The following is a 15,441-nucleotide window of genomic DNA, read 5'->3' as shown; positions in this document are numbered from 1 at the left end:
GGCAGCCCTGCCGCACTTTCTCTCGCGTTATCCCTTGTAAACTCGGCGCTGTGACTACACGCACCCTTATTAAGAACTTGGCCGCCGCAAGCGATGGAGAGACTTCCGTTTCGGGGTGGGTCGACACTGTTCGAGATCAAAAGAAGGTGCAGTTCGTCGTACTGCGCGATGAGTCGGGTGCGGTGCAGCTTGTTCACCCCCGCTCGTTCAACGAAGACGGCACCCCGGCCGAGGATCCCCTCGCCGAGATCATCTCGGGGCTCGCTCAGGGCACCTTCCTCACCGCAACCGGTGAGCTCAAGCACGACGAGCGCGTGAAGCTTGGCGGCGTGGAGATCAAGCTCGCCGACATCGAGATCGCCGCAGCCGCGATTCCCGAGACTCCGATTGCCGAAGACACCAGCGTCGACAAGCGCATGGACTGGCGCTTCCTCGACCTTCGCGTGCCGCGCAACAACCTCATCTTCCGCATCCAGACCACGCTCGAGCACGCCTGGCGCACCTACTGGGTTGAGAACGACTTCATCGAGGTTCACACCCCTAAGCTCATGGCCAGCGCGAGCGAGTCGAAGGCTGAGCTGTTCGAGGTCGACTACTTCGACACCAAGGCGTACTTGGCGCAGAGCCCCCAATTCTTCAAGCAGATGGCTCAGTCCGCTGGCTTCGGCAAGATCTTCGAGATCGCCCCGAGCTTCCGTGCCGACCCCAGCTTCACGTCGCGTCACGCCACCGAGTTCACGATGGTTGACAGCGAGATCAGCTGGATTTCCAGCCACGAAGACGTCATGAACTTGCACGAAGAGCTCATGGTTGCTGGCTTCCAGGCGGTCAAAGACAAGCACGGCGACGAGATCGAGAAGCTGTTCGGCATCGAAATGACCGTGCCGACTCGCCCGTTCCCCCGCATCCCGCTGGCTGAGGCTAAGCAAATCGTCAGCGACCGTGGCTACACCGTGCCCCGCGCCGACGCCGACATGGACCCGGAGGGCGAGCGCCAGATCGCCGCCTACGTGAAAGAAACATACGACCACGACTTCGTGTTCTTGACCGACTACGCCGCCAGCATCCGCCCGTTTTACCACATGCGTCACGCGGATGATGCAGGCCTCACGAACAGCTACGACCTCGTGTTCAACGGCGTCGAGATCTCCACTGGCGCCCAGCGCGAGCACCGCGTTGACGTGTTGGAGGCGCAGATTCGCGACAAGGGCATGGACCCGGAGGAGCTCGACTTCTACCTCGACTTCTTCCGCTACGGCGTTCCGCCGCACGGTGGATTCGGCATGGGCCTCGGTCGCGTGCTGATGCTGCTGCTCGGACTACCGAACTTGCGCGAAGCAACCTACCTGTTCCGCGGACCAACCCGCCTCACTCCGTAGCCGCCCTGTGGGGCTCGCGAGGGCCTCACAGTTCGACACACCGAACCCATAGCCAGCGCATAGCTCACTAAGGCAGGATGACGTCATGTCAAAGAAAATTGATGCTGCACTCAAGGATCTAAAAAAGGCACTCAACAAGCACGCCGAGGTGGTGGGCAGCTCAGCTGTCTCCCTCAAGAAGGCGCAGCGAGCAAGCGCGAAAGTGGCCGCGGCCGCAACCGCCTACGCCGAAGTTGTGCACTCCAAGAGTGGCATGGGAAACCCGTTCGACGACATGCTTCAGCCTGGTCTCGACAGCGGAACGCTCGCGTCGCTGGCCGCTGAACGGGACTCGATCAAGAATCATATGACCGGGCCGATCGAAGTCAACAAGTAGGCGCTAGGGCGCGGCGCGCGAGCGCGGCTCTAGATTTCGAAGTCGATACAGGCGCGCTCGCGAGTGTTCGCCTTCACGACAGCTCCCGCTTCCACGTGCAGCGGGTGAGTACCGTACGACAGCAAGGCTTCGGGCGAAGAATGGTCTGACACGAGGATGACGTCCCAGTTCGATGCGACCGCTGCGGCATCCGCTCGCACGGTGAGCGATTCCAAGCCCTCGATCTGGCCGACGAGTGGTTCGAGCGCGGCAGCCATGGCCTCCACTGCCACTTTCTGGCCGGCGGCATCCTCTGCGTTGAGCTTCCACATCACGATGTGACGGATCATTCGGTTTCCTCCAGAAGGGCGGAGCGCAGGCGCTCGGGTTCGACACGCCAGATGGTGTGCACACGATTGTTGATGAGCACCACGGGGATCTCGTCCCAGTACCGGGCGTGCAGAGCTTCGTCATCCAGAATCGACTGTTCAGTGAGTTCGGCTGAGAGCTCCGTCGGCAGCGCAGCGATGACCGCCTTAATCGTTTCGCGCGCATCGTCACACAGGTGACAGCCCGGTTTTCCAATTAAAGTGAGACGTTTCGTGGGCACAGTCCTAGAATAATGCGAATGCACGAGGTAACGGCGCCCCTATCGAGCCATAACGCGGTTGTGGCTTTCTTTGACGTGGACAACACACTGATGCGCGGCGCGAGCGCTTACTACCTCAGCAAGGAAGCGTGGCGGCGGGGAATCGTGGGCTGGCGCGATATTGCTCGTTTCGCCTGGCATCAATTTCGGTTCGTCGCGGTCGGCGAAAACCATAAGCACATGCTTAGCGCGCGCGAACGAGCGCTCGAAATCGTGGGCGGCCACTCGATGCAGACCCTCGTAGAGCTCGCTGAAACAATTTACGAGCGGGACATTCTGCCGAACCTGTGGCCAGAGACGGTTGATCTCGCGAAGGAGCACCTCGCGAAGGGGCACGAAGTGTGGCTGATTACAGCGACACCGCAGTTTGTGGCTCAAGTGATCGCCGAACGCCTCGGGCTCACCGGCGCTCTTGGAACGCGGGTACGAGCCGAAGACGGCGTTCTCACGGGAGAACTCGACGGCCACGTGCTTCATGGTCCAGAAAAAGCTGCTGTGGCCACAGAGCTCGCTGAGCGCGTCGGAGCCGACCTCGCGGAGTGCTGGGCCTATTCCGACTCCAGCAACGACATCCCCCTGCTGAGTGCCGTCGGCAATCGTGTCGCCGTGAACGCGGATGAGAAGCTCACCCATCACGCCCAAAAAATGGGGTGGCAAATCATGCCGCTCAACCGCGCCGGCCTCAAAGAGGCACGCAAACGCGTGAAGCGGCAAGCCAAAAGAGTTCGAAAAAACTCTCGTTAACCTCGAACACCCGACCGTTCAGAAGAACGTTCGGGTGTTGAGATGTGGCCGTCGAGAACGACGACTACCTAGTCGTTGGAACTAGTTACTTCTTGTTGCGACGCTGGTGGCGAGTCTTACGAAGCAGCTTGCGGTGCTTCTTCTTTGCCATACGCTTGCGACGCTTCTTGATGACTGAACCCATAGGGACCTCACTGATTTCTGAACGAACCGACCCGGTCCGATTCAGAACCGCGGAAAGACATACCGGAAGAGTTTACCGCACCGGGCGGGTTTTAAAGTCTCACTGAACTGGGAACCAACCCTGAGCGAACTTTTGGCGCTATCCGACCTCAGAGATCGGGGGTGCGACAGCACTCGCTACGGCCGATTCCGGGATGCGGAATGAGCGGCCAAAGCGCACGGCGGGTAGCTCACCAGAGTGAACGAGTCGATACACGGTCATGTTCGAAACACGCATCATGTCCGCCACCTCGGCGACGGTAAGAAAGCGCATCTCAGAAAGATCCCGCGACATCGGACCAGCCCCTTTGGTTTGGCTACTGCGCGATGTGAATCGACTACGCAGTGCCCTCGATAACTACACGACGCACCCAGAATGTGACTGGAGTGCTAATCGGTAAGAATAGAGGCTGCTGTGACTCGCTGTAAAGCCCTGATCGCACCAGTACGGCGCGCCTTCGGTCTAATCCTTGCCAAAGATGCGAGAGCGAACCGCGCCAGGGAGCTGCTTTGCGGCTTCTGTGGCATCGTGCAGTGCTGAACGCGCCTGGTGTGTGCGTTCGGCGACGCGACGACCGAAGTTGTCTCCGACATCCGCTCCCGACCACGCCGCAAAGGCGCCGGTGGATTCGCGAAGTTCATCGTCGAAGTCGTCATGAAAGTCTGCGCTCAAGAACGGGATCAGCCAGTCTTCGACCGCTTCGAGAGGCGACGAGTCGAGGCGGTAATAGCGGTGTTGGCCGTCTTCGCGCACCGACACCAACCCGTGATCGCGCAGCACCTTGAGGTGCTTGGAAACTGTCGGCTGGCTCAGATCGAGCTTCTCGACAATCTCGCTCACGCTGAGCTCGCCGCTGGGAGATTCGGAGGCGATGTACTGCTCCAGCAGCACTGCCAAAAGGCTACGCCGGGTTGAATCGGCTACTACGTCAAAGATGTCGGCCATGAGATAAGGCTACCGGGGCTTGCTGGGGAGTACCATGGCCTCCTGTGCGTGGGGAGATAATTAGATGAGTTCTTGGGCACCCATGCGTGCGCACCCTCGCGAACGCAGCCTCTTCGCTCGTATTCGCGATGTGATCGATCGTTTCGCTGCCGCTACTCCTGCGCGCTTTGCGATCGCCATCTTCTCCGCTCTCGTCGTAGTACTGACCACCCTGCTAGTTCTGCCCATTTCGGCGCGAGACGGGCAAGCTACTCCGCTCGTAGACGCTCTGTTCACGGCCGTCTCCGCCATTTGCGTTACCGGCTTGACCACTCTCGACATGGCAACGCACTGGTCGGCTTTCGGCAACACCGCGATTCTGATCGGTCTGCAGGTTGGCGGAATCGGAGTGCTCACGCTCGCCAGCATGCTCGGCCTCGTGGTGTCACGCAGGCTCGGCCTACGCCAACGACTCATCGCGGCCAGTGACTCGAACCCCTCGCGGATCCATGTCGGGCCCGTGTCTGAATCGCAAGCGATCCGACTTGGCGAAATTGGCGGGCTCCTCGCGACTGTCGCCATCAGCGCACTGGCCATCGAGATCGTTCTCGCCCTCGTCATCACCCCGCGCCTGCTCGTGGAGGGCTACGACGTGTGGCCCGCTATTTGGCAGGGTTTCTACTTCGCGGCATCCGCCTTCACCAACACCGGCTTCGTTCCAGCCGCCAGCGGCATGGAAGCCTTCGCTCAAGACCCGTGGATGCTCGGAGCAATCGGTACCGGCGTCTTCCTCGGCAGCCTCGGCTTTCCGGTGATCTTCGCCGTGGTCCGCAACCTCAAGGACGGCGCTCGCCTGTCAGTGCACGCGCGCCTGACCCTCACCACGACGGTGCTGTTGATCTTTCTGGGGGCACTCGCTGTGCTCATCTTGGAGTGGAACAACACCAACACCATCGGTGGACAAAGCCTGATCTCTCGGCCTCTCACCTCCACCTTCTTATCGACCATGACGCGCTCGGGTGGGTTCTCCACCATCGATATCAATGAACTCAACGGGTCCACTCTGCTCGTCTTCGACATGCTGATGTTTGTGGGCGGCGGCTCCGCTTCCACGGCGGGTGGCATCAAAGTCACCACTTTGGCCGTGCTGTTCTTAGCGGCCCTTGCCGAGGCTCGCGGTGACAACGACATGCACGCGTTCGAGCGCCGCATCCCCACTGACGTTCTTCGCCTGGCCGTCAGCGTGACGCTCTGGGGAGCAACGATTGTCGCGATCTCCACCGTCGCTATTCTTCAAATCACCAAGGAGCCACTCGATAGGGTGCTCTTCGACGTCATTTCGGCCTTCGCCACCTGTGGTCTCTCTACGGGGTTGACAGAGACGCTGCCCGATGGCGGAAAGTACATCCTCGCTGCCACGATGTGGGCCGGGCGAGTAGGAACAGTTACTCTGGCGGCAGCCTTGGCAGCCAGCCAGCGTCGTCAATTGTTCACGAGAGCAGAAGAGAGGCCCATCGTTGGTTGACAAGATTCCGCACAATGCGCCGGTCCTAGTGATCGGTCTCGGCCGCTTCGGCGCGGCTACCGCCGGTCAACTTCAGCGCCTCGACCGCGAGGTTCTCGCCATCGATGCCGATCTCAGCCTTGTTCAGAAGTGGTCGGAGCGCGTCACGCACGCCGTGCAGACTGACGCCCGCAGCCTTGACGCCCTCCAGCAGATCGGCGCGGGAGACTTCTCCATCGCCGTCGTCGCTGTTGGCTCCTCCATCGAGGCGAGCGTGCTCATCACCGCCAACCTCGTTGACCTCAAGATCCCGCAGATCTGGGCGAAGGCCATTAGCCGTTCTCACGGCAAGATCTTGAACCGCATCGGCGCCAACCACGTCATCTATCCCGAAGCTGAAGCCGGCGAGCGCGTTGCCCACTTGGTGTCGGGTCGGATGATCGACTTCATCGAGTTCGATGACGACTTCGCCATCGTGAAGATGTATCCCCCGAAGCCCATTCGCGGTATACCGCTCAGCGAATCGCAAGTGCGTCGCAAGTACGGCATCACCGTGGTCGGAGTGAAGTCTCCGGGCAAGGAATTCACCTATGCGACCCCCGAGACCGTGATCTCCAATCACGACCTCATCATCGTCAGCGGAAATTCTGAAGACATCGAAAAGTTTGCGACTCTCGCGACGTAGCCCCGTTCGTGGACTGATCTGCGACCTCTCGCTACCTGTATCTTGATTCCGTGAGCAAAAAACGGGCGACCCCGGGGTCGCAGACTTCGCTCCGCGAAGCTAACCGCGCTCGCATCATCGACGCGGTGAAGCATCATGGCGGCCTCACGCAGATCGAACTAGCCGGAGTTACCGGCCTCTCCCCCGCCACAGTCTCCAACATCGTCAAAGAGCTCGTCATTGCGGGTGTGCTCGCGACCACCATGAGCACTCGCAGCGGTCGCCGCGCCCATCAGATCACTCTCGCCCGCGCCCTCGGCCTTGTGGTCGGCGTGCATTTCTCCGAGCGTCATATGCGCGTCGCGCTCTCGGATGTCGCGCATACTGTCGTTGCGGAACATCACATGCCGCTCGCGAAAGACCACCGCGCCGACAATGAACTGAATCGCGCCGCTCAGCTCATCACCGACATGCTCGAGTCTGTCGACGCAACGCACGACGAAATTCTGGCAGTGGGGCTCGCTATGCCCGCGCCCATGAATGCCGCAACCGGCATCATTTCGCGCACCGGAATCATGCGCGGCTGGGACGGTGTTCCCGTTGCAGAATCGCTCAGCATCCGCCTCAATAGCCCCGTGTACGTCGACAACAATGCCAACCTCGGTGGTCTGGCCGAGTACCGCTCGGGTGCTTTGCGCGGCAAGCCAAACTCGCTCTATGTGAGCATCGATGATGGCATCGGCGCTGGCCTCATCCTGAACGGCGCGGTGTTCCGCGGGCATCACGGAGCCGCGGGCGAGTTCGGGCACATGGTTCTCGATGAAGACGGTGCTCTCTGCCGCTGCGGAAATCGCGGATGTCTCGAAACCCTGGCCGGCGGCCGCGCCATCGTCGAATCGGTGCGTACGGGCCGCCGCGGCCTCAAGCTTCACGACGTTATCGTGCGGGCGATCGGCGGCGATGACGCCTGCATTCGAGCCATTGCCGATGCGGGTCGTCACCTCGGCATCGCGGCCGGCAACCTCAGCAACATCTTCGACCCCGAACGTATTGCGGTTGGCGGCGAGCTTTCGCAGGCTGGCGAGCTCTTGCTTGGCCCCATGCGGCACGCAATGGAACGCTCGGTGATTGTGGGTTCGGGGCAGGCCGCCGATCTCGTGCAGAGCCAGCTCGGGCCGCGCAGCGAATTGCTTGGCGCGATTGCGTTTGCGATCGACCAACTCTCCATCGGCTCCGGCACCGGCTTGTCCACAGAACCAGCGGACGCGGACGCCTCATGAGCGCGACCCGTTCACGCCTGCTGCGCGTGATTGCTTCTGCCGTGCTCGTTGTACTCGCGCTGGGCGGTTGTTCTCTGATCATGCCGGGCAATGCCACGGATGGCGCACGCACGATTGCTCTGCTGCTGCCCGAATCAAAGACGGCGCGGTACGAGGCCTACGATCGCCCCTTCTTTGAAGCCAAAGTTGCCGAGCTGTGCCCTGAGTGCGACGTCATCTACGCCAACGCCGACCAAGACCCTGCCAAACAACAACAACAGGCCGAATCGGCTTTCGCCCAGGGCATCAGCGTACTTGTGCTCGACCCCGTGGATTCATCTGCGGCAGTGACCATAGTCGCGACGGCACAGTCCTACAAAGTTCCCGTGATTTCGTACGACCGTCTGATCGGCAGCCCCGAACTTGCCTTCTGGATTTCTTTCGACAACGAGAAAGTGGGCGCTCTTCAGGGCAAAGCGCTCGTTGAGCGTCTTGCCGATCAGGGGCTCTCCGCTGGCAACATTGTGATGATCAATGGCTCCGCCACCGACAACAACTCGCGTCTCTTCAAGCGCGGCGCCCACAACGTGATCGACGGCAGTGCCTTCACAGTGGTTGAGGAGTTCGACACCCCCGACTGGAGCCCCGATAAAGCTCAAGAGTGGATGGCGAGCCAAGTCACCCAGTACGGCGACAGCCTTGTAGGCGTGTACGCCGCCAACGATGCGACCGCCGGCGGAGCGATCGCCGCGCTCAAAGCCGGCGGAGTCAGCCCCCTACCTCCCGTCACCGGTCAGGATGCCGAGCTCACGGCCATCCAGCGCATCGTGAGTGGCGACCAATACATGACCATTTACAAAGATTTCAAGCGCGAAGCCGAGATCGCGGCGACACACGCGGTCGCCCTGCTCGACGGCGAACAGTTGATCGGGCAGAGCCCCGAGACCGACGGCATCCCGACCACGCTGTTGACGCCCGTCATCGTGACGATCGACAACATTATGGAGACCGTCGTTGCCGATGGTCTCTACACGGTCGAGCAGATTTGCACCGAAGAGTACGCCGATGCGTGCGTGGCAGCGGGGATTCAATGATGAGCCCCGAGGAAGAGAGCATCGTATGACCGCGGTCACCCCTGCCCCTTCAGACGATGAACCGATCTTGTCGCTGCGAGGAATCAGCAAGCAGTTTGGCGCCATCAACGCACTGAGCGAGGTGTCGCTCGACGTTTACCCCGGCGAGGTCGTAGCGATCGTGGGCGACAACGGTGCGGGAAAGTCGACGCTCGTGAAGGTACTTGCGGGCGTGCATCCGGCCAGCGCGGGCACGATCGCTTATCGCGGCGATGAGGTGGCGCTCACGAACCCGACCGATGCCCGCGATCTCGGCATCGCCACGGTGTTCCAAGACTTAGCGCTCTGCGACAACCTTGACGTTGTTTCCAACCTGTTCTTAGGGCGAGAACTCGGCCGCAGTGCGCTCGATGAAGTCGAGATGGAACAGCAGACCTGGGCGCTGCTGCGTCAGCTGTCCGCCAAGATTCCGTCGGTGCGCACTCCGGTAGCGGGCCTCTCGGGCGGGCAGCGGCAGACCGTTGCCATTGCGCGCTCGCTCATCGGCAACCCCTCGATTGTGGTGTTGGATGAGCCCACCGCCGCCCTGGGCGTCGCGCAGACCGCTGAGGTGCTGAACCTTATTGAACATCTCCGCGAGCGCGGTCACGGGGTAGTTCTCGTGAGCCACAACATGGCCGATGTGCAGGCCGTCGCCGACCGCGTTGTTGTGTTGCGGCTCGGTCGCAACAACGGTGACTTCGCCGTCGCCGATGTGACCTACGAAGACATCATTGCGGCGATCACGGGCGCTACTGACAACGCCGTGAGCCGCCGAGCCGGGATGACCGGAGCGACGTTTACGCGCGCCAAGGAGGGACTCAGCTCATGAGCACTTCTGACAACCGCACCCCGAACAACAGCACGCCGGCCGTTGACCTGCCGCCCGCCACGGGCATCGCCGAATCCTGGGCAGCGTTTCGCTCGCGGGTACGCGGTGGCGACCTTGGCGCAATTCCTGTCGTTGTCGGCCTCGCCCTCATCTGGACGATCTTCCAGATTCTGAACCCCACTTTCTTGTCGAGCGCCAACCTCGTGAACCTTGCGATGCAATCGGCTGCCCTCGGCACGATCGCGCTCGGTGTAGTGCTCGTTCTATTGCTCGCCCAGATCGACCTCTCGGTCGGTTCGCTCTCGGGCTTGGCCGCCGCGATTCTCGCCGTCACCTTCACCCAACTGGGCTGGCCGCTCATCGCCGCCATCGCTGCGGCCCTCGCTGCGGGCGCCCTCTTCGGGCTGTTCTACGGGTTCTTGCTGACGCGCTTCGGCGTGCCGAGTTTCGTCATCACTCTCGCCGGCCTCCTCGGAGTACTCGGCCTGCAACTGTGGGTGCTCGGCAAGCTCGGCTCGATCAACATCCCGTTCGATTCATGGATCGTGCAGTTCGCCCAGCTGATGTTCTTGCCCGCCTGGCTCTCGTACGTGCTGGCCGGAGTAGCGACGCTCGTCTACGTTGGCGCCCACCTCTCCCACGCCAACCGCCGCAGCCGCGCTGGCCTCCTTCCCGAATCACGCACTGCGATTTTGCTGCGCGGCGCCCTCATGATCGTCGCCCTGCTGTTCGGCGCGTGGTACCTCAACACCGACCGCGGCATCGGCCTGATGTTCTTGCTCTTCATCGTGCTTGTGGTCGCGGTCGACTTCGCGCTCAAGCGCACGCGCTGGGGGCGCTCGATCTATGCGGTCGGCGGCAACGTTGAAGCAGCCCGGCGTGCCGGCATCCGCGTTGATCGGGTCTACATTTCGGTATTTATGGTCAGCGCGACCCTCGCCGCACTCGGCGGCATTTTGGCAGCATCGCGATTGGCTGCAGCGAACCAGAGCAGTGGTGGTGGCGACACCAACCTCACCGCCATCGCGGCAGCCGTCATCGGCGGCGCAAGCCTCTTCGGCGGTCGCGGAAGTGCCTGGTCTGCCCTGCTCGGCATTGTGGTGATTCAGTCAATCTCGAGCGGCCTCACACTGCTGAGCCTCGACTCGTCGGTGCGCTACATGGTCACGGGAGCGGTGCTGCTGCTCGCGGTGATCATCGACTCCATGTCACGACGCTCTCGCGCCCTGCACGGCCGCTTCTAGCCGGCAGCGAGTTCCTTCGCGCGCGCCAGCGCCGCCGCGGTAGCCCGGTCGAAGATTGCCTTGAAATCGGCGGCCTGCAGCTGCTCCACGGCACGCTCGGTCGTTCCCTTGGGGCTTGTAACCTGCTTACGCAGTTGCGCCGGAGAGCTATCGGATGACGCCAGCAGGGCGAGCGATCCTTCGAACGTTCCCGCCACCAGGGTCAGCGCCTGCTCGGGGGTGAACCCCATGTCTTCGGCGGTGCGCGCGAACTCTTCGAGAATCAAGAACACGTAGGCCGGGCCCGATCCGGAGATCGTGCTGAGCGCATCAATCTGCGATTCGGGAGTTTCGATAACGGTGCCCACTGTCTCGAAGACAGCGCGGCCAATGGCGAGATCCTCATCGGTGGCGCGCGATCCGGCGCTAAGGCCAGTGACGGCCTTGCCCACGATCGCGGGAGTGTTGGGCATGGCCCGCAACACGACGTTGTCGACGATGGCTTCCATCCGGGCCGTCGTGACGCCCGCAGCAACGCTGATGACAATCGCGTCGGGCTCAAGGAAGGGCTTGAGGTCGGCAAGGGTGTCGGGGATCATCGCGGGTTTGACGCCCAGCATGACCACCTTGGCGCCCTTGACGGCGCGAGCATTGCCATCCGGAGTGTCCTCCAAGGCGAACGATTCGACGCCCTCTGAGCGCACGGCAGCCGCCTTGGCTTCCGTGCGATTCGTGACGCGGATGCCCCCGCTCACGGTCACTGAGGGATCAAGTAAACCCGACAGGATGGCACCTCCCATTGATCCGGCGCCGACAATTGCAATGCTAGGAAGAGAAGTAGTCACGGGAACATCCTAGAATCGATCGTATGAGCGCGTCAGGCGGGACCAAAGCAATCATCGCGGCAATGGTGGCGAACGGCGGAATCGCTGTCACCAAATTCATTGCCTTTCTGATCTCGGGGTCGAGCTCGATGCTCGCGGAGAGCGTGCACTCCGTAGCAGACACGAGCAACCAGGCGCTGCTGCTACTCGGCGGCAGGAAGGCGAAGAAGCATGCGGATGCCGAGCATCCGTTCGGTTACGGCCGCGAGCGCTACGTGTACGCCTTCGTCGTGTCGATCATCCTGTTCTCGGTCGGTGGCGTGTTCTCGCTTTACGAGGGTGTGAGCAAGCTGCAAGATCCGCACCCGCTTGAGCAAGCGTGGTTGCCTATCACCGTACTGCTCATCGCGATCGTGCTCGAAGGCTTCTCCCTGCGCACTGCCGTGCGGGAATCGAACCTCGTGCGCGGTAAACAAGGTTGGGTGGCGTTCGTGCGTCACGCCAAGGCGCCCGAGCTTCCCGTCGTGCTGCTCGAAGACGTTGCCGCCCTGCTCGGTCTGGTACTCGCCCTCTTCGGCGTTGGGCTGACGATTATTACGGGCGACTCGCTCTGGGATGCCATCGGCACAATCGCCATCGGTGTTCTGCTGATCATCGTCGCGATCATCCTCGGCATCGAAACCAAGAGCTTGCTTGTGGGTGAAGGTGCCACGGTCAAGCAACGCAACACCATCCGCGACGCCATCAACGCGCACCCTGACGTGCGCTCGCTCATCCACATGAAGACGCTCTACCTCGGCCCCGAAGAGCTCATGGTCGCCGCCAAGGTCGACTTCGGCGCTCAGACCCGCCTGGTGGATGTCGCTGCCAGCATCGATAGCGTGGAGAAAGAAATCCGCGAAGCCGAGCCGATGGCCCGCGTTATCTACATCGAACCTGACGTGTACCGTCGCCCGCCCGAAGCTGCACCGCCCACTGACACTATCGTCATCGTGGGTAACGACTAGAGAAAGCACCCGAAATCATGGACTTCGAACCAATCATTCACACCGTACTCGCGCTGCACATCCTGGGGCTTGCGCTGATTATCGGATCCTTTGCGCTTCAGCTGCGCCGCAAAGAAGGCTTCGAGCTCGGCACCATGCTGATCGGTGCCATTACCCAGCTCGTCACTGGCCTCATCCTGGTCGGTCTCGTGACTATGAACGACGAAGACGTCAACAACGCCAAGATCGCCGTGAAGCTGATCTTCGCTGTCGTTGTGCTCGTTGCAGTCCTAGTCGCGCGTGCGCGTCAGGCGAAGGCGCTCTCCGCCGGCACGAGCGAGAAGAAAGCAACCTTGCCGTTCTTGCACCTCGCGGGCATGGGCGCGCTCATCAACGTGTTCGTTGCGGTGCTCTGGCACTAGGCGCGCACCGCGAGCTGGCCCCGCGCGTGACAAATGTTGCGGGGTTAGTTCGACCAGTCGGGCGCTAGCGTCGGGCTTCGAAGAAGTCCGTCAGCAGCGCAGCGCATTCAGCCTCTTGGATGCCCGCCACCACCTCGACCTTGTGCGGAAGCCGGCGGTCACGCAGTAGATCATTCACACTGCCTGATGCGCCGGCTTTTTCGTCCCACGCCCCAAACACCACACGCGGGATGCGGGCCTGCAGAATTGCGCCAGCGCACATCGTGCACGGCTCCAGAGTGACCACGAGCGTCATCTCGTCGAGGCGCCACGAACCGGTGGCCGCGGCCGCTGCCCGGATCGCCACTACCTCGGCGTGCGCCGTGGGGTCGCCCGTGAGCTCCCGCTCATTGCGCCCGATCGAGACGAGATTGTCGTTCTGATCGAAGACGAGAGCGGCGACCGGAACGTCGACAGAATCGGCCGTGAGCTTCGCCTCGGCGATGGCCCGCGTCATCCACTGATCGAACTTTGTCACGATCGGTTCTCCTATCGGTCCAGACCTCAAGTAGATTTAGCCTATGCGAGTTCACGTTGCCGACCACCCGCTCATCACGCACAAGCTCACCGTGCTGCGCGACAAGAACACCGCGGCCCCCACTTTTCGGGCGCTGACGGAAGAGCTGGTGACCCTGCTGGCCTATGAGGCCACTCGCTCTGTGCGGGTCGAAGCGGTCGAGATTGAGACTCCGGTCACGAAGACTATGGGGGTCGCTATCAGCTCGCCCAAGCCTCTCGTCGTACCCATATTGCGTGCCGGGCTCGGAATGCTCGAGGGCATGGTCAAGCTTGTCCCGACCGCTGAGGTCGGCTTCTTGGGCATGGTGCGCAACGAAGAAACCCTGCAACCCGACACCTACGCCGAGCGCCTGCCCGACGACCTGTCGAACCGCCAGTGCTTCGTGCTCGACCCCATGCTGGCCACCGGTGGATCGCTCATCGCGGCTATCCAGTACCTCCTCGACCGTGGTGCTACGGATGTCACGGCCGTCTGTATTCTCGGAGCCCCTGAAGGTCTCGCCGCTGTTGAGAAAGCGATGGAAGGCCGCGACGTCACGATCGTGCTCGGCGCCCTCGACGAACGCCTCAACGAAAACGGCTACATCGTGCCCGGCCTCGGCGACGCCGGCGACCGACTATACGGACTCGTCTAGCCGCACAATTTTCGCGCGCAACTTGACAGAGGCGCGCTGCATGAAACATCATTGCAACCATGACTGTACAAACTCGCGACCTGACCGCCCTCGTGGCTTCCAGGACCGCTAGCGCGATGCTTACGAGCACTGCGGTGGCGGGCACTGCGCTTGTAAGTGCAGCTTCGTGTTGTCGAATGTGTGCCTAGTCGGCCAACCAGCGCCGGGCGTTCTCACCAGAATTAGCGCCCCCAGATTTTCGTCCTCATAACGGCGACTATCTCACTTGTCACATTTGTTTTTTCCCGAAGGATCACACCCTCATCATCAGAGGCCCTTCACCCCTTCTCCAAGGATTTCTGGACCCATGTCACTTGCAACCATCGAACGTACCCCTCGCACCTCTTTCGCTCCGGCGGCTCCCGCCCTTGCGCCAACTCATGTAGCTCGTGAGTTGTCACTTGCCGTCCAGCCAGCGCGCGACACGCGCCCCGCTGCTGTTACGGCTCCCGCCGTTCCCGCAGCCGAGGCGCCTCGCCTTCGCGCCGTGCCTCAGGGAACTGAAGCCCGCGGCTTTGTGCTGTACGTCGGCATCGACGAACTCAAGGCAGCAGCTGCTGGCACCGACCTGAGCGCCATTGTTGAGCAGCTCAAACTGCTCACGCAGCAGCTCGTGCCCGGCTCCGAAACCCACGCCGCCGTCGCCCTCGCTCCAGTAGGTGCCGGAGGACGCGATGTGGATGTTGTCCGCCTCGCCCTTCAAGACCCCTCAGCCCTTGCCAAGCACCGCCAAGCCGAAGAGCCAGTCGAGAAACCAGCCAGCGGCGTCGTCGTTGACCTCTCCCGCAAGCGCGTACTCATCGACGACGAGCCCGCAGCTCTCACCTACAAAGAATTCGAGTTGCTGCAGTTCCTCATCCTGCGCGAATCACAAACCATCGACCGGGCTCAGCTGATCTCGACCCTCTGGTCTGCCGAAGACGACGAAGCGCCCAACGAGCGCACCATCGACGTCCACATCCGTCGCCTGCGCTCCAAGCTTGGCGCGTACGAAGATGTTGTTCGTACGGTTCGCGGCATCGGCTACCGCTACGACCGTCATCCGGATGTCTCGGTGCGCTTCGCCTCGACGCCCAGCCCTGACTTCATCTAGGGCGCAGCTGCAACCG

General features: G+C 61.8%; 20 protein-coding genes. 13 read left to right on the top strand and 7 right to left on the bottom strand.

The window, feature by feature from the left end:
• The first annotated feature begins 50 nt into the window (after positions 1 to 50).
• Both aspS and ESZ53_RS11545 read left to right on the top strand, forming a co-directional pair.
• Positions 51 to 1,379, top strand: a complete 1,329-nt coding sequence (gene aspS / locus ESZ53_RS11550; protein WP_129072964.1) for an aspartate--tRNA(Asn) ligase — start codon at positions 51 to 53, stop codon at positions 1,377 to 1,379.
• Positions 1,380 to 1,464: 85 nt separating this feature from the next.
• On the top strand, positions 1,465 to 1,755 hold the full coding sequence (locus ESZ53_RS11545; protein WP_129072963.1) for a hypothetical protein: 291 nt from the start codon (positions 1,465 to 1,467) through the stop codon (positions 1,753 to 1,755).
• A gap of 29 nt (positions 1,756 to 1,784) precedes the next feature.
• On the opposite strand, the gene ESZ53_RS11540 is transcribed toward ESZ53_RS11545, so the two are convergent.
• Together ESZ53_RS11540 and ESZ53_RS11535 are read right to left on the bottom strand one after the other, a co-directional pair.
• Positions 1,785 to 2,084, bottom strand: coding sequence for a Dabb family protein (locus ESZ53_RS11540; RefSeq protein ID WP_129072962.1), 300 nt, complete (start codon positions 2,082 to 2,084; stop codon positions 1,785 to 1,787).
• Entirely contained in the window at positions 2,081 to 2,344 is a 264-nt protein-coding gene (locus ESZ53_RS11535; protein WP_129072961.1) for a glutaredoxin family protein, read from the bottom strand. The genes ESZ53_RS11540 and ESZ53_RS11535 overlap by 4 nt, the downstream gene beginning before the upstream one ends.
• Positions 2,345 to 2,362: 18 nt before the next feature.
• Between ESZ53_RS11535 and ESZ53_RS11530 the strand changes: the two genes are divergently transcribed.
• Positions 2,363 to 3,127, top strand: a complete 765-nt coding sequence (locus tag ESZ53_RS11530; RefSeq protein ID WP_129072960.1) for an HAD family phosphatase — start codon at positions 2,363 to 2,365, stop codon at positions 3,125 to 3,127.
• An 85-nt stretch (positions 3,128 to 3,212) separates the two neighbouring features.
• Here ESZ53_RS11530 and ESZ53_RS11525 read toward each other — a convergent pair whose 3' ends face one another.
• The 3 genes from ESZ53_RS11525 to ESZ53_RS11515 all read right to left on the bottom strand — a co-directional run bounded on the left by ESZ53_RS11525 (position 3,213) and on the right by ESZ53_RS11515 (position 4,295).
• Complete coding sequence (locus ESZ53_RS11525) at positions 3,213 to 3,311, bottom strand: 30S ribosomal protein bS22 (RefSeq protein ID WP_003792170.1); 99 nt, start codon at positions 3,309 to 3,311, stop codon at positions 3,213 to 3,215.
• A gap of 138 nt (positions 3,312 to 3,449) precedes the next feature.
• Positions 3,450 to 3,644: a helix-turn-helix domain-containing protein gene (locus ESZ53_RS11520; RefSeq protein ID WP_129072959.1), complete on the bottom strand. Its 195-nt coding sequence runs from the start codon at positions 3,642 to 3,644 to the stop codon at positions 3,450 to 3,452.
• A gap of 168 nt (positions 3,645 to 3,812) precedes the next feature.
• Complete coding sequence (locus ESZ53_RS11515; protein ID WP_129072958.1) at positions 3,813 to 4,295, bottom strand: helix-turn-helix transcriptional regulator; 483 nt, start codon at positions 4,293 to 4,295, stop codon at positions 3,813 to 3,815.
• 82 nt (positions 4,296 to 4,377) lie between these two features.
• Here ESZ53_RS11515 and ESZ53_RS11510 point away from each other — a divergent pair, with 82 nt between their 5' ends.
• The 6 genes from ESZ53_RS11510 to ESZ53_RS11485 are packed head-to-tail and all read left to right on the top strand — an operon-like array spanning position 4,378 to position 10,889.
• Positions 4,378 to 5,799 carry a TrkH family potassium uptake protein gene (locus tag ESZ53_RS11510; protein ID WP_371683558.1) on the top strand — a complete coding sequence of 474 codons (1,422 nt, stop codon included), beginning with the start codon at positions 4,378 to 4,380 and terminating at the stop codon, positions 5,797 to 5,799.
• Entirely contained in the window at positions 5,792 to 6,463 is a 672-nt protein-coding gene (locus tag ESZ53_RS11505) for a TrkA family potassium uptake protein (protein ID WP_129072956.1), read from the top strand. Before ESZ53_RS11510 ends, ESZ53_RS11505 begins: the two co-directional genes overlap by 8 nt.
• A 50-nt stretch (positions 6,464 to 6,513) precedes the next feature.
• Entirely contained in the window at positions 6,514 to 7,722 is a 1,209-nt protein-coding gene (locus ESZ53_RS11500; RefSeq protein WP_129072955.1) for an ROK family transcriptional regulator, read from the top strand.
• Positions 7,719 to 8,795: a sugar ABC transporter substrate-binding protein gene (locus ESZ53_RS11495; RefSeq protein WP_129072954.1), complete on the top strand. Its 1,077-nt coding sequence runs from the start codon at positions 7,719 to 7,721 to the stop codon at positions 8,793 to 8,795. The genes ESZ53_RS11500 and ESZ53_RS11495 overlap by 4 nt, the downstream gene beginning before the upstream one ends.
• Before the next feature lie 25 nt (positions 8,796 to 8,820).
• Positions 8,821 to 9,645: an ATP-binding cassette domain-containing protein gene (locus ESZ53_RS11490; RefSeq protein WP_129072953.1), complete on the top strand. Its 825-nt coding sequence runs from the start codon at positions 8,821 to 8,823 to the stop codon at positions 9,643 to 9,645.
• Positions 9,642 to 10,889 (top strand): sugar ABC transporter permease, encoded by a 1,248-nt coding sequence (locus ESZ53_RS11485; RefSeq protein ID WP_129072952.1) that lies wholly within the window; start codon positions 9,642 to 9,644, stop codon positions 10,887 to 10,889. Before ESZ53_RS11490 ends, ESZ53_RS11485 begins: the two co-directional genes overlap by 4 nt.
• On the opposite strand, the gene proC is transcribed toward ESZ53_RS11485, so the two are convergent.
• Positions 10,886 to 11,713: a pyrroline-5-carboxylate reductase gene (proC, locus tag ESZ53_RS11480; protein ID WP_129072951.1), complete on the bottom strand. Its 828-nt coding sequence runs from the start codon at positions 11,711 to 11,713 to the stop codon at positions 10,886 to 10,888. The two genes, ESZ53_RS11485 and proC, sit on opposite strands and share 4 nt — an antisense overlap.
• 23 nt (positions 11,714 to 11,736) lie before the next feature.
• Between proC and ESZ53_RS11475 the strand changes: the two genes are divergently transcribed.
• Together ESZ53_RS11475 and ESZ53_RS11470 are read left to right on the top strand one after the other, a co-directional pair.
• On the top strand, positions 11,737 to 12,699 hold the full coding sequence (locus ESZ53_RS11475; protein ID WP_129072950.1) for a cation diffusion facilitator family transporter: 963 nt from the start codon (positions 11,737 to 11,739) through the stop codon (positions 12,697 to 12,699).
• A 17-nt stretch (positions 12,700 to 12,716) separates the two neighbouring features.
• Positions 12,717 to 13,100: a hypothetical protein gene (locus ESZ53_RS11470; RefSeq protein ID WP_129072949.1), complete on the top strand. Its 384-nt coding sequence runs from the start codon at positions 12,717 to 12,719 to the stop codon at positions 13,098 to 13,100.
• Between the two features lie 64 nt (positions 13,101 to 13,164).
• On the opposite strand, the gene ESZ53_RS11465 is transcribed toward ESZ53_RS11470, so the two are convergent.
• Positions 13,165 to 13,617 (bottom strand): nucleoside deaminase, encoded by a 453-nt coding sequence (locus tag ESZ53_RS11465; protein WP_371683534.1) that lies wholly within the window; start codon positions 13,615 to 13,617, stop codon positions 13,165 to 13,167.
• Positions 13,618 to 13,660: 43 nt separating this feature from the next.
• On the opposite strand from ESZ53_RS11465, the gene upp reads away from it, so the two are divergent.
• Positions 13,661 to 14,293, top strand: a complete 633-nt coding sequence (gene upp / locus ESZ53_RS11460) for a uracil phosphoribosyltransferase (protein ID WP_129072948.1) — start codon at positions 13,661 to 13,663, stop codon at positions 14,291 to 14,293.
• Positions 14,294 to 14,639: 346 nt separating this feature from the next.
• Positions 14,640 to 15,425 (top strand): winged helix-turn-helix domain-containing protein, encoded by a 786-nt coding sequence (locus ESZ53_RS11455; protein WP_010205344.1) that lies wholly within the window; start codon positions 14,640 to 14,642, stop codon positions 15,423 to 15,425.
• Positions 15,426 to 15,441: the final 16 nt, after the last annotated feature.

The sequence above is a fragment of the Salinibacterium sp. UTAS2018 genome, from assembly GCF_004118935.1.
Classification (GTDB): domain Bacteria; phylum Actinomycetota; class Actinomycetes; order Actinomycetales; family Microbacteriaceae; genus Rhodoglobus.
This window is presented reverse-complemented; position numbering and strand designations above follow the sequence as displayed.